General features: G+C 60.6%; 13 protein-coding genes. 4 read left to right on the top strand and 9 right to left on the bottom strand.

Annotation, left to right across the window (positions count from 1 at the left end; genetic code table 11):
• Window positions 1–49 precede the first annotated feature (49 nt).
• The 4 genes from QLG12_RS16590 to QLG12_RS16575 all read left to right on the top strand — a co-directional run bounded on the left by QLG12_RS16590 (window position 50) and on the right by QLG12_RS16575 (window position 3,853).
• The gene (locus QLG12_RS16590) at window positions 50–1,309 is read left to right on the top strand and encodes an OprD family porin (protein WP_282474919.1); all 1,260 of its coding nucleotides are present in this window, start codon (window positions 50–52) and stop codon (window positions 1,307–1,309) included.
• A 233-nt stretch (window positions 1,310–1,542) separates the two neighbouring features.
• Window positions 1,543–2,190: a hypothetical protein gene (locus tag QLG12_RS16585; protein ID WP_197868642.1), complete on the top strand. Its 648-nt coding sequence runs from the start codon at window positions 1,543–1,545 to the stop codon at window positions 2,188–2,190.
• A 46-nt stretch (window positions 2,191–2,236) separates the two neighbouring features.
• Window positions 2,237–2,998: a DUF3050 domain-containing protein gene (locus QLG12_RS16580; RefSeq protein WP_197868643.1), complete on the top strand. Its 762-nt coding sequence runs from the start codon at window positions 2,237–2,239 to the stop codon at window positions 2,996–2,998.
• A gap of 33 nt (window positions 2,999–3,031) precedes the next feature.
• The gene (locus QLG12_RS16575; RefSeq protein ID WP_197868644.1) at window positions 3,032–3,853 is read left to right on the top strand and encodes a methyltransferase domain-containing protein; all 822 of its coding nucleotides are present in this window, start codon (window positions 3,032–3,034) and stop codon (window positions 3,851–3,853) included.
• Between the two features lie 144 nt (window positions 3,854–3,997).
• On the opposite strand, the gene pcaC is transcribed toward QLG12_RS16575, so the two are convergent.
• The 9 genes from pcaC to QLG12_RS16530 all read right to left on the bottom strand — a co-directional run bounded on the left by pcaC (window position 3,998) and on the right by QLG12_RS16530 (window position 12,245).
• On the bottom strand, window positions 3,998–4,390 hold the full coding sequence (gene pcaC, locus QLG12_RS16570) for a 4-carboxymuconolactone decarboxylase (protein ID WP_011332825.1): 393 nt from the start codon (window positions 4,388–4,390) through the stop codon (window positions 3,998–4,000).
• A gap of 9 nt (window positions 4,391–4,399) precedes the next feature.
• Window positions 4,400–5,191 carry a 3-oxoadipate enol-lactonase gene (gene pcaD / locus QLG12_RS16565; RefSeq protein WP_197868645.1) on the bottom strand — a complete coding sequence of 264 codons (792 nt, stop codon included), beginning with the start codon at window positions 5,189–5,191 and terminating at the stop codon, window positions 4,400–4,402.
• Between the two features lie 12 nt (window positions 5,192–5,203).
• The gene (locus QLG12_RS16560) at window positions 5,204–6,568 is read right to left on the bottom strand and encodes a 3-carboxy-cis,cis-muconate cycloisomerase (protein ID WP_236194289.1); all 1,365 of its coding nucleotides are present in this window, start codon (window positions 6,566–6,568) and stop codon (window positions 5,204–5,206) included.
• Between the two features lie 45 nt (window positions 6,569–6,613).
• Entirely contained in the window at window positions 6,614–7,909 is a 1,296-nt protein-coding gene (locus QLG12_RS16555; RefSeq protein ID WP_282474918.1) for an MFS family transporter, read from the bottom strand.
• A gap of 188 nt (window positions 7,910–8,097) precedes the next feature.
• Window positions 8,098–8,664 carry a protocatechuate 3,4-dioxygenase subunit alpha gene (gene pcaG, locus QLG12_RS16550; protein ID WP_282474917.1) on the bottom strand — a complete coding sequence of 189 codons (567 nt, stop codon included), beginning with the start codon at window positions 8,662–8,664 and terminating at the stop codon, window positions 8,098–8,100.
• A gap of 1 nt (window position 8,665) precedes the next feature.
• Entirely contained in the window at window positions 8,666–9,370 is a 705-nt protein-coding gene (gene pcaH / locus QLG12_RS16545; RefSeq protein ID WP_011332820.1) for a protocatechuate 3,4-dioxygenase subunit beta, read from the bottom strand.
• 36 nt (window positions 9,371–9,406) lie between these two features.
• A complete protein-coding gene (gene pcaF / locus QLG12_RS16540; RefSeq protein ID WP_197868648.1) occupies window positions 9,407–10,612 on the bottom strand; it encodes a 3-oxoadipyl-CoA thiolase in 1,206 nt (401 codons plus the stop codon).
• The gene (locus QLG12_RS16535; RefSeq protein WP_007957829.1) at window positions 10,609–11,388 is read right to left on the bottom strand and encodes a CoA-transferase subunit beta; all 780 of its coding nucleotides are present in this window, start codon (window positions 11,386–11,388) and stop codon (window positions 10,609–10,611) included. Before QLG12_RS16535 ends, pcaF begins: the two co-directional genes overlap by 4 nt.
• Window positions 11,388–12,245: a CoA transferase subunit A gene (locus QLG12_RS16530; RefSeq protein ID WP_003222404.1), complete on the bottom strand. Its 858-nt coding sequence runs from the start codon at window positions 12,243–12,245 to the stop codon at window positions 11,388–11,390. Before QLG12_RS16530 ends, QLG12_RS16535 begins: the two co-directional genes overlap by 1 nt.
• Between the last annotated feature and the right edge of the window lie 183 nt (window positions 12,246–12,428).

The raw sequence follows: 12,428 nt of genomic DNA, 5'->3' as shown, positions 1-12,428 counted from the left end.
GGCCGCAGCGCCCCCGTTTGCCCCAAAAAAACAAGAGAGACCCGAGCCCATGACAACCTCCCCTGCGCCCTACGCACTTCCCGGTCTGATCGCCATCGCCCTCGCCGGCATCGCGCTGCCCGCTGCGGCTGAAGAAGCCGGTTTTATCGACGGGGCCAAGGTCAACCTGAATCTGCGCAACTTCTACATCAATCGCAACTTCACCAACCCGACCAAGGCTCAGGGCAAGGCTGAAGAGTGGACGCAGAACTTCATCCTCGACGCCAAATCCGGTTTCACCCAGGGCACCGTCGGGTTCGGCATGGATGTGCTGGGGTTGTACTCGGTGAAGCTCGATGGCGGCAAAGGCACCGGTGGCACGCAGTTGTTGCCGCTGGATCATGACGGACGCCCGGCGGACAACTTCGGCCGCACCAACGTCGCGTTCAAGGCGAAGCTGTCGCAAACCGAAGTGAAGGTCGGCGAGTGGATGCCGGTGTTGCCGATCCTGCGCTCGGACGACGGCCGCTCGCTGCCGCAGACCTTTCGCGGCGGCCAGATCACCTCGAAGGAAATCGATGGCCTGACCCTTTACGGCGGCCAGTTCCGCGCCAACAGCCCGCGCGACGACAGCAGCATGAGCGACATGTCGATGACCGGCAAAGCCGCGTTCACCTCGGATCGCTTCAACTTCCAGGGCGGCGAATACGTGTTCAACGACAAGCGCACCCAGATCGGCCTGTGGAACGCCGAACTCAAGGACATCTACAGCCAGCAATACGTCAACCTGATCCACAGCCAGCCAATCGGCGACTGGACCCTGGGGGCCAACCTCGGTTTCTTCTATGGCAAGGACGACGGCAGCGCCCGCGCCGGCGAACTCGACAACAAGACCTGGTCGGGGATGTTCTCGGCAAAATACGGTGGCCACACCTTCTACGTCGGCCTGCAGAAACTCACCGGCGACAGCGCCTGGATGCGGGTCAACGGCACCAGCGGCGGCACCTTGGCCAACGACAGCTACAACGCCAGTTACGACAACGCACAGGAACGCTCCTGGCAGGTGCGCCACGACTACAACTTTGTCGCCATCGGCGTCCCCGGCCTGACCCTGATGAACCGTTACATCAGCGGCGACAACGTGCACACCGGGACTATCACCGACGGCAAGGAATGGGGGCGCGAATCGGAACTGGGCTACACCGTGCAGAGCGGCGCGTTGAAGAACCTGAACGTCAGATGGCGCAACTCGACCATGCGCCGCGACTTCAGCAACAACGAGTTCGACGAGAACCGCCTGATCGTCAGCTATCCGATCAGTTTGCTGTAAAACACTTCATAAATACTCAAAACTTCAAACGAACAGTTCATATAACCGATGAACTGTTCGTTGGATCTGTAGCCATTTCACCTCACAACTTGATACTTATAACTAATCCTCCACTTTAGTATTCACAAAGATGCTAACAACCTGTTAGTTATAACAGTATCCACGCGCCTACCTGACTTCTAACATCTGCCCTGTGCCACACTCGGCACAGCTGACTACGGAAGGAAAAAGCGATGAACTGGTGGCAGATCGACATTCTTATTATGTTCTCATATGGCTTGGTACATTCTTGCCTGACAACCAGACCGGCAATGAAACTGTACGAGATATTCTTTCCGGATTGGAGCTGGAATATCGCCATGTGCTTATTCTCAGCCGTTACACTTGCAATGGGTATTTATTACTGGCAACCGTCCGGACAATACATATATGTCCTGATTCCAGGCAGTCCTCTTTTTCACTTTGCGGCATTGTCGATGGTGATGCTACTGGGGCTGACGATTTACTGTTTCCGTTACACCTCGACGTTTTGGCAATGGCTGGGCATCCGGCAACTTATTGCTCGTTTGAAAGAAAAAAAAGCACCCGCCCCCTATCGAATGCACATACAGGGCATCAAGCGCTACGTAAGATTCCCCCACCATACGTTTCTGATGTTCTTCTTCTGGGCTCACCCGATCATGACGTATGACACATTGCTTTTTTCCGTCGGCACTACCATTTATATGTACCTGGGCACTTGGCACATGGACAAACGCCTGGAGTCAATATTCGGCAATGAGTGGCGCGCGTACAAGAAAGATACGGGTTTGATGCTACCAACCTTTAAAGCATGGTCACGTCTTTTCGCGGATATTCACCAAACCAGCGATACCGTCTAGTTCTCTGCGAAATTATCTAAACTTACGTACTCGCAAGGATGCAATCATGTTTGATAAAGAACTTGAGCCCTATCGGAAGCGATTGGCACAACATCCAATTTACAAAACGATTCGCACGATTGAACACGTCAGGCTGTTCATGAGTCGCCATGTATTCGCGGTATGGGACTTCATGAGTCTGGCCAAGCGCTTGCAGCGTGATTTGACCTGCATGGCACTGCCCTGGATGCCAGGACAGAACGAGGCCAACGCCCGTCTCATCAATGAAATCATCACTGGAGAAGAATCGGACATCGGTCCCGATGGCGAACCGGCAAGTCATTTTCACTTGTATCTCGATGCGATGGCCGAAGTGAGCGCATCTACCAAGAACATCGACATCTTCATCGGTCATTTATCAGCTGCTTCGTCTCTGCGACACGCCATGAAAGAAGCTGAGGTTCCGGCCTACGTACAGACATTCGTCAAGCACACCTTGAAAACCGCTCGCCAAGCCTCGACAGCCGAAGTAGCGAGCAATTTCTTGTTCGGCCGTGAGGATCCAATCCCTGAAATGTTTCAGACCCTGTTGAATAACTGGGGACTTGATGCCAATCAGGCCCCGAAACTGACCTACTATCTCAATCGCCACATTGAAGTAGACAGTGACGATCACGGTCCCGCGGCACAGAAAATGTTATCTCGACTAATCCACACTCCAGACATCCATGAACGAGCTTTGCGGGCAGCAATTTCCGCGATCGATCACAGAGTCGGCCTGTGGAACGGCATTTATCGTGAAATCAGAAAACTGGATGCCGTCGTCTAGAACAAAGCGTTCATGGCCAGAGAGGACCACCTCATGATCATTCAAAGGCAGTTGCAAAATGCTGACTGCGCAACATGTTGGAACGCCAGGGCATACCAGCAGTTTTCCCGTCTCAGGCAACGCCCGGTCGATGAATTGCTCGGCCGCGTCGAACTGAACGATCCGAAACGCATTTACGACCTAGGTTGCGGCACCGGCATCGCCACGAAGGCTCTGGCAGATCGCTGGCCCCAGGCAGACCTCAAGGGCATCGACAGTTCGAGAGACATGCTCCAGGTCGCCCGTTGCCTGCCGATCAAGGCACGCTGGCAACACGCCGAACTGCAACACTGGAAGCCCCGCAAACGGGCCGATCTGTTGTTCGCCGCCGCCGTGCTGCATTTCATCGATGACCATCGAACGCTGTTGCCGGGGTTGCTCCGCCACCTCAACCCCGGCGGATGCCTGGCCGCGCATATGCCGGACTGGCGTGATGCGCTGTGGTATCAACTGATGCTCGACACGCTCAACGACGCCGGTCCCTGCGGTCGCCCCATCGGCACTGCACAATTGCGCCAGCGCATGGCCGCGCGGACGTTGTTGTCGCTGGAGGATTACTACCGGTTGCTGGCCCCGCTGACCGAGTCGCTGGATATTTGGGAAACCGAGCAGTTGCAGGTGGTCGACGGCAAGTCGCCGATTTATGACTGGGTGAAGGTGTCGGCGCTGCGGCCGGTGATGCAGGGACTGACGTCAGAGGAACAGGCGCGTTTCATTTATCACTACCTGATGCGGGTGCATGCGCACTATCCGCAGGAGGAAAACGGCCATACGTTGTTTGCGTTCAAGCGCATTTTCATTGTTGCCAAGGTGTGATGTATCAAGGCAACTGCCGCTATCGCTGGCAAGCCAGCTCCCACAGGAACTTCGGTGGACACAGATTTCGTGAACGGCAGAAGACCTGTGGGAGCTGCGGTGCGACGATTCGACTTGCCAGCGATGAGGCCGGCTCAGCCACCGTCACTCGCGGGATTCGGTACCCAGCTCATCCCAAACCGACTCGGCCAGATGAAAGGTCGCATTCGCCGCCGGAATCCCGCAGTAGATCGCGCTCTGCATGATCACTTCCTTGATCTCGCCGCGGCTCACGCCATTGTTGGCCGCTGCCCGCAGATGCAACTTGAGTTCGCCTTCGCGATTCATGCCGATCAGCATGGCGATGGTGATCAGGCTACGGGTATGGCGTGGCAGGCCCGGCCGGGTCCAGATGTCGCCCCAGGCGTGTCGGGTGATCATCTCCTGGAATTCCGAGTTGAACTCGGTCAGCGTGGTCAGGCTGCGATCGACATGGGCATCACCCAATACTGCGCGGCGCACTTGCATGCCGTCGTCGTAACGTTGTTTCTCGTCCACGGAAATCCCTCAATCGGCCAGCAAAAAGGTCAGCACGCGGTCGCTGAAAGCGTCGCCGGCCTGAACGTTGGAAAGGTGCGCCGCATAAAACTCGGCGTACTCGGCGCCGCGCACGTGTTCCTGAATGAAATGCCCGCCGGACGGTGGCGTCACCGCATCTTCGGTACCGGCGATCACCAGCAGCGGTACCGTGATCGACGACAACTGCTCGCGGAAATCCGCATCGCGCACCGCTGCACAGTTGGCGGCGTAACCTTCAGGACGGGTTGCGGCCAGCATGTCGGTGATCTGCTTGGCGGCTGCCGGGTTGGCCGCCGAGAAGTCCGGGGTAAACCAGCGGGCAATCGACGCATCGCGCAACGCGACCATCGCCGCCGGACCGTCGCGCAGTACGGTTTCGATGCGCGGATTCCACACCGACGGATCGCCGATTTTCGCCGCCGTGTTGCAGACGATCAGTTTGTTCAGCCGCTGGCCGGCATTGATCCCCAGCCACTGGCCGATCAGGCCGCCCATCGAAAGACCGCAGAAATGCGCGCGTTCGATGTGCAGCGCATCCAGCAGCGCCAGCACGTCGCGACCCAGTTGCTCGATGCTGTAAGGGCCCGGTGTTACCAGCGACTGGCCGTGCCCGCGCGTATCAAAACGCAGCACCCGAAAGTGTTCGGTGAAGGCCGGCATCTGCACGTCCCACATGTGCAGGTCGGTGCCCAGCGAGTTGGACAGCACCAGCACCGGCGCATCGACCGGGCCTTCCAATGTGTAATGCAGTTCGCCATCGGCGAGTTGAACGAAAGCCACAGCCCTCTCCTTTCAGTCAGAAAATGCGTTGTGTTCGGCCACTGCCCGCTCGACCCAGACCTGCGCCTGACCGAGGTAATGGGCGGGATCGAGCAGATGATCCAGTTCGGTTGTGCTCAGCTCGGCGGTCACCTGCGGCTCGTCACCGAGTACCGCTCGCAGATGACGCTGTTCGGCCACCGCCCGTTTGCAGCATTGTTCGAGCAGATGATGCGCGGTATCACGGCCGACCCGTTGCGCCAGCACGATGCTTACCGCTTCGGCCAGCACCAGGCCTTGGGTCAGTTCCAGGTTGCGGGCCATGCGCGCGCCATCGACTTCCAGACCATCGGCCAGCAGACGCGCCTGTTGCAGTGCGCCCGACACCAGGCAGCAGATTTCCGGCAGGGTTTCCCATTCGGCGTGCCACAGACCAAGGCTGCGCTCGTGCTCCTGCGGCATGGCGCTGAACAGCGTCGAGACCAGCCCCGGCACGCGGGTCGCCGCACCGATCAACACCGCCGCGCCCACCGGGTTGCGCTTGTGCGGCATGGTCGAGGAACCGCCCTTGCCCGGCGCCGACGGCTCGAACACTTCCGCCGCTTCGGTCTGCATCAACAGGCTGATGTCGCGGCCGAATTTTCCGAGGCTGCCGGCGATCAGACCGAGTACCGCGCCAAACTCGACGATGCGGTCGCGCTGGGTGTGCCACGGTTGTTCCGGCAAGGTCAGTTGCAACTCTTCGGCCAGCGCCTGGGCAATCGGCAGCGCCTGCTCACCAAGTGCCGCGAGAGTGCCGGACGCGCCGCCGAATTGCAGCACCAACAGCCGTGGCTTGAGCTCGCGCAGACGCTGACGGCTGCGGGTCACGGCGCCGAGCCAACCGGCGATCTTCATCCCGAGCGTCACCGGCGTTGCGTGTTGCAGCCAAGTGCGTCCCGCCAACGGCGTCGCGGCGTGGCGCTGCGCCTGAATGGCGAGAGCGTCAGCCAGTTGCGCCAGCTCCCTTTCAATCAATTCCAGCGCCTGACGCAATTGCAGCACCAAGCCGGAATCCATCACGTCCTGGCTGGTGGCGCCCAGATGCACGTAGCGCTCGGCTTCGGCATCGGTCGCGGCGATCTGTTTGCCCAACGCCTTCACCAGTGGAATCGCCGAATTGCCGGCCGTGGCAATCGCCTCGCCCAGTGCGGCGAAATCAAACAGCCCGGCGCGGCAGGCGTTTTCGATCGACTCGACGGCGCCCGCCGGAATCAACCCGACGCGCGCTTCGGCCCGGGCCAGTGCCGCTTCGAAGTCGAGCATCGCCTGCACCCGGCCCTGATCGCAGAACACGTCGCGCATATCGCGGGCAGTAAAGTAGGCATCGAACAATTGATTGCCCGGTCGCTGAGTCATAAACAGTCCTTGCCGGCGCGGGCCGTTGTGGCCCGCGCGCATGGTTTAAAGGTCGTGGTGCAAATACTTCGCTTCTTTGGGCAGGCGCAGGCTGAACAGGAACGCCACGGCCATCATGATCGTGACATACCAGTAGAACGCGTTTTCCATTCCGCCAGCCTTGAGGCTCAGGGCCACGTATTCTGCCGAACCGCCGAAGATCGCATTCGCTACCGCGTAGGCCAGGCCGACGCCGAGGGCGCGCACTTCCGGCGGGAACATTTCGGCTTTCACCAGACCGCTGATCGAGGTGTAGAAACTGACGATCGCCAGCGCCAAAGTGATCAGCACAAAGGCCAGGAACGGGCTGCCGACACTTTTCAGGCTGAGCAGGATCGGCACCGTGAACAACGTGCCGAGGCCGCCGAACCAGAGCATCGAGTTACGTCGGCCGATCTTGTCGGCGAGCATGCCGAACAACGGCTGCATGCACATGTACAGGAACAGCGCGCCGGTCATGATGTAGCTGGCGGTCTTGGCGTGCATGCCGGCGGTGTTCACCAGGTACTTCTGCATATACGTGGTGAAGGTGTAGAAAATCAGCGAGCCACCGGCGGTGTAACCGAGCACGGTGATGAACGCAGCCTTGTGGTCGCGGAACAGAGCACTGATGCTGCCGGCGTCCTTGTGCTCACGGGTTTCCTTGTTGGTGGTTTCTTTCAGCGTGCGACGCAAGAACAGCGAAATCAGCGCCGCTACCGCTCCGACCACGAACGGAATCCGCCAGCCGTAGGCACGCAATTCTTCTTCGGTGAGGAACTGTTGCAGGATCACCACCAGCAGCACCGCCAGCAGTTGCCCGCCGATCAGGGTCACGTACTGGAACGAGGCGAAGAACCCGCGCTGGCCCTTGAGCGCGACTTCGCTCATGTAGGTCGCGGTGGTGCCGTACTCACCGCCCACCGACAGGCCTTGCAGCAGACGCGCGAACAACAGCAGCAGCGGCGCCCAGACGCCGATGTCCTTGTAGGTCGGCAAACAGGCGATCAGAAGCGAGCCGAAGCACATCATCAGGATCGAGATCAGCATCGAGTTCTTGCGCCCGTGCTTGTCCGCGACCCGGCCGAAAATCCAGCCGCCGATCGGTCGCATCAGGAACCCGGCGGCGAATACGCCTGCCGTGTTGACCAGTTGCACCGTCGGGTTGTCGGAGGGGAAAAACGCCGGGGCGAAATAGATCGCGCAGAAGGCGTAGACGTAGAAGTCGAACCATTCGACGAGGTTGCCGGACGAGGCACCGACAATGGCAAAGATGCGCTTGCTGCGCTCTTCACCGGTGTAATGGGAGGTGGTGGTTGTCATTGTTTTTTCACTCGATAGGGACAGTGAGAGTCTAGACACACTTCGCAACAGTCCCGTTCCACAGACACTCTGCGCCGCAAATCCCTGTGGGAGCGGGCTTGCCCGCGATGCGGTGTGTCATTCAGCACATAGGACACTGAACTACCGCCATCGCGAGCAAGCTCGCCCCCACAGGGTTAAGTGGTGTTCTAGTAATCGAAGAACACCGTCTCGGCATCAGTGCCCTGCAGAATCACATTCCACTGATAGACACCCGCCGCATCCGCCTTCGCCAGCAACGTATCGCGGCGCTCGGCCGGTACGCATTCGAGCAGTGAATCGTTGACGTTCGCCGGATCGCCCTCGAAATAAATCCGCGTCAGCAAGTGCTTCACCAGCCCGCGCGCAAACACCAGCACCACCAGATGCGGCGCCTGAGTCGTGCCTTTCAGGCCTTCGACCGTGCCCGGTTTGATCGTGGTGAAACGGAAGCTCCCATCGGCATCTACCGGCACCCGGCCGAAGCCTTCGAAATTCGGGTCCAGCGGTTTGGCCTGCTCGTCTTCCGGGTGATCGTATTTGCCGGCGGCGTTGGCCTGCCAGACTTCGAGCATGGCGTCGTTGACGACGTCGCCGTTGCCGTCCACCACTTGGCCGGTGATCGCCACGCGCTGGCCGAGGGTCAGTTCGTTGGCCAGGTTTTCACGGTTCAGCCAGGTCAGGCCGATGTGGTAATACGGCCCGACGGTGTGGGACGTGGTCGCAGTCAGGGTCATCTCATTTCTCCATCGGCGTGGCTTCGCGGCCGCGCAGCACGATGTCCCAGCGATATGCGAGGGCGTAGGACGGAATGGTTTTTTCCAGATCGAAAGCGGCGATCAGGCGTTCCTTGGCCGAGGTGTCCGGCACGCAGTTGTAGATCGGGTCGTAGGCCAGCAGCGGATCGCCCGGGAAATACATCTGCGTGACCAGACGGGTCAGGATGCTCGGCCCGAACAGCGAGAAATGCACATGCGCCGGACGCCAGGCGTTGTGGTGGTTGCCCCACGGATAGGCGCCGGGCTTGATGGTCTGGAACTGATACCAGCCGTCGGCGTCGGTCACGGTGCGGCCGGTGCCGGTGAAATTCGGGTCCAGTGGTGCATCGTGCAGGTCACGGGCATGGTTGTAGCGACCGGCGGCGTTGGCCTGCCAGATCTCCACCAGAATCCCCGGCACCGGCAGACCGTCCTCGTCGAGTACACGCCCATGAATGATGATCCGCTCACCGAGGGGTTCACCCTGGTGCTGGGCGGTCAGATCGTTATCGGTGTCCGCCACACGCTCGGCGCCGATGGTCGGGCCGGTGATTTCCGACAGCGAATGCGGCAGAAACACCAGCGGCTTGGACGGCGAGCGCAGATTGGTGGATTGATAGGTCGGGTGCAGGTACGGCGGCTGGGTGCCTTCCTGCGGGCGGCGGTAACCAGGCTTGTCAGTCATTTCGCTTTCCTCTGTTCTTTTTCGTCACGGCTTGCGTCAGACGCGTTCGATGGCCAGGGCCAGACCCTGGCCGACACCGACGCACATGGTCGCCAGACCTTTCTTGCCACCGGATTTTTCCAGCTGATGCAGCGCGGTCAGCACCAGTCGCGCGCCGCTCATGCCCAACGGGTGGCCCAAGGCAATCGCGCCGCCGTTCGGGTTGACCTGCGCCGCGTCGTCCGCCAGCCCCAACTCGCGTAATACCGCCAGACCCTGGCTGGCAAACGCTTCGTTGAGCTCGATCACATCGAAATCGCTGACCGCCACGCCGAGGCGTTCGGTGAGTTTGCGCACCGCCGGCACCGGGCCGATGCCCATCACCCGTGGCGCGACCCCGGCGCTGGCCATCCCGAGCACTTTGGCGCGGGCGGTCAGGCCGTGTTTTTTTACCGCCTCGGCGGAGGCCAGAATCAGCGCGGCGGCACCGTCGTTGACACCCGACGCGTTGCCAGCGGTGACGGTCTTGTCCGGGCCGTTGACCGGTTTCAGTTTGCTCAGCGCTTCAAGCGTGGTGTCGGCGCGAGGGTGTTCGTCCTGGCTGACCACGGTTTCGCCCTTCTTGTGGGCGATCCGCACTTCGACGATTTCCTCGGCGAAGTAGCCAGCAGCCTGAGCCGCGGCCGTCCGTTGCTGACTGCGCAGGGCGAAAGCGTCTTGATCCTCGCGGGAAACTTCGTAATCGTCGGCGACGTTGTCGGCGGTCTGCGGCATCGCGTCGACGCCGTACTGGGCCTTCATCAACGGGTTGATGAAACGCCAGCCGATGGTGGTGTCTTCCAGTTTCATGTTGCGCGAGAACGCCGCATCAGCCTTGCCCATCACGAACGGTGCGCGGGACATCGACTCGACGCCACCGGCAATCGCCAGCTCCATTTCACCGCTGGCGATGGCGCGGAACGCGGTGCCGATGGCATCCATGCCCGACGCGCAGAGGCGATTGAGAGTGACGCCCGGTACGCTCTCCGGCAGGCCGGCCAGCAGCAACGCCATGCGCGCCACGTTACGGTTGTCTTCGCCGGCCTGGTTGGCGCAGCCGAGGAATACCTCGTCGATGGCGCTCCAGTCCACCGATGGATTGCGTTCCATCAGAGCCTTGATCGGCACGGCGGCCAGGTCGTCGGCGCGAACCGCTGCCAGACCGCCACCGAAACGACCGATGGGGGTACGAATCGCATCGCAGATATAAACGTCACGCATCATGCTTCTCCCGGTGCCTGGCCGTGGGCGGCGGCGGTGCGCGCTTCAAGATCGCGCAGCGCAGTCAGCTCGACCTCGGTCGGTTCGGCGGTGGTGGCCACGCTGTCGGCAAAACGGATCGCCCAACCGGTAGCGGCGACCACTTGCTCGCGGGTCACGCCCGGGTGCAGTGCGGTGACCACGAATTCGTGGGTGCCCTCTTCCGGTTCCATGATGCACAGGTCGGTGATGATCCCGACCGGGCCGGCGCCCGGCAGGCCCAGACGTTTGCGCGAATCGCCGCCCTCGCCATGGCCGACCGAGGTGATGAAATCGAGCTTGTCGACAAACGAACGCGCCGACTGTTTAAGGATGATCAGCACGCTTTTGGCGGAACCGGCGATCTCCGGCGCGCCACCGGCACCCGGCAGACGCACTTTCGGCTGGTGATAGTCGCCGACCACGGTGGTGTTGATGTTGCCAAAACGGTCGACCTGGGCTGCGCCGAGGAAACCGACGTCAATGCGCCCGCCCTGCAGCCAGTAGCGAAAAATCTCACCGGTCGGCACGACAGTGTCAGCGGTTTCAGCCAGTTCGCCATCACCGATGGACAGTGGCAATACGCTGGGTTTTGCGCCGATCGGGCCCGACTCGTAGATCAGCACCACGTCCGGCGACGAAGTCAGACGCGCCAGGTTGGCGGCTTTCGACGGCAGGCCGATACCGACGAAGCACACCGAGCCGTTCTTCAGGCGACGGGCCGCGGCGACGGTCATCATTTCATTGGTGGTGTAAGTCATTACTTGGCCTCCGAAGCAGCGGCCAACTTGGCCTGGAACTCGCTGAAGTCAGCGCAGCCATGGATGTATTCGTTGATCCACGCGGTAAACGTCTCACGGTCGCGGGCGATCGGATCCCACGCCTGATAGAAACGGTTGTCACGCTCGGTGTAACCGTGGGCGTAGGACGGATGCGCGCCACCGGGTACGTGGCAGACCGCGCTCAAGGCCCAGGTCGGCAGCACGCAGGCGTTCATCGGCGCGTTGAGGTTGTCGACGATTTCTTCGACGGTGACGATGCAGCGTTTGGCGGCCAATGCGGCTTCTTTCTGCACACCGAGGATGCCCCACAGCAGCACGTTGCCCTGACGGTCGGCTTTCTGAGCGTGGATCACGGTCACGTCCGGGCGCACCGACGGTACGGCCGCCAGCACTTCGCCGGTGAACGGGCAAGTCACGGACTTGATCAGCGGGTTGACCTTCGGCAGGTCGGAACCGGCGTAGGCTCGAAGCACCGCGAATGGCAGGCCGGAAGCGCCGGCGACGTAGGCGTTAGCCAGGTCGGCGTGGCTGTGTTCTTCGATTTCCAGCGCGTGCGGCCATTGCTTCTCGACCGCGTCGCGCAGACGGTGCAGCGAACCCACGCCAGGGTTGCCGCCCCAGGAGAAGATCAGCTTGCGTGCACAGCCGGCGCCGATCAGTTGGTCGTAGATCAGGTCAGGCGTCATCCGCACCAGGGTCAGATCTTTCTTGCCCTGACGAATGATTTCATGACCCGCCGCCGTAGGGATCAGGTGAGTGAAGCCTTCGAGCGCGACGGTGTCGCCGTCGTTGACGAATTGCTTCACCGCGTCGTGCAGCGAAAGGATCTCAGCCATGGAGCGGGCTCCTGTTTTTGTAATGAATCGCCAGTGATAAAAAGGCGCGAGGTTCTGCGCCGGAGTCACTGAAGATTAAGCCGCTGAATTTCGCCAAACAATCCGATAATCGACTGAGTGTTCGTTTATCGAACAGATTGTTATCTACCTAATGATCACTCCCGCACCGCGTGCGGGAGTGAT

It is taken from the genome of Pseudomonas sp. V88_4 (assembly GCF_029967985.1).
GTDB classification, from domain to species: domain Bacteria; phylum Pseudomonadota; class Gammaproteobacteria; order Pseudomonadales; family Pseudomonadaceae; genus Aquipseudomonas; species Aquipseudomonas glycinae.
The sequence above is the reverse complement of the archived record's forward strand: the minus strand, read 5'-3'. Positions and strand labels throughout refer to the sequence as shown.